The 779-nt window shown below is 67.5% G+C and carries 1 protein-coding gene; it reads right to left on the bottom strand.

Annotated elements, in window-relative coordinates:
- On the bottom strand, positions 1 to 779 hold a 779-nt coding region (gene istA / locus G3T14_RS24420), incomplete at both ends, for an IS21 family transposase (protein WP_163645043.1).

Genomic DNA, 779 nt, shown 5'->3' with positions numbered 1-779 from the left:
AGTCTTCCTCCAGCAGCGGAAGCAGGGCAGCCCGCTCGATCGCCTCGAACAGGGCGCGCCGGGTCGTGCCGAGCCGGCGCATCGGGTGGGCGTTGATACGCTCGATCATCGTGGCGATGGCGGTGTTACATTCTGCGAGCGAGAAGAAGGTCTGCCGCCGAAGCCGTCCCAGGATGTAGGTTTGGGCCAAGCGCACGCCGGCCTCGACCTTGGCCTTGTCGCGAGGCTTGCGGGGCCGAGCCGGCAGGACGCCGACGCCGTAATGCTCGGCCATCATCCCGTAGGAGCGGTTGATCTCCGGATCGTAGAACGAGGCTTTGTGGACGGCGCTCTTGAGGTTGTCGGGCACGACGAGGCGGGGGACGCCGCCGAGGAAGCGGAACAGGCGGACATGCGCGCCGATCCAGTCGGGCAGCGTCTGGGTCCAGGTCGCCTCGGCGTAGGTCAGGCTTGATGCGCCCAGCACCGCCACGAAGATCTCGGCCTCGCGCACGATGCCGGTGGTGGGATCGACGATCCCGATCTTCTTGCCGGAGTAATCGACGAAGACCTTGTCGCCGGCGGCATGGTGCTGGCGCATCACCGGGGTGAGGCGGCGCTCGAACTCGCGATAGAGGTCGCAGAACCGCGAGTAGCCGTAGCCGTCGGGATGCGCTTCCCGATACTCCTCCCACAGCACCGTGAGGTTGACCCCGGGTCGGCGCATCTCTCGGACCAGTGACGACCAGTCCGGCTCGGGCAGGCGGCGCATGCCCTGCTTCACCCCGGCCCGGGCAAAC

This window comes from Methylobacterium sp. BTF04, assembly GCF_010692745.1.
GTDB lineage: Bacteria > Pseudomonadota > Alphaproteobacteria > Rhizobiales > Beijerinckiaceae > Methylobacterium.
This window is presented reverse-complemented; position numbering and strand designations above follow the sequence as displayed.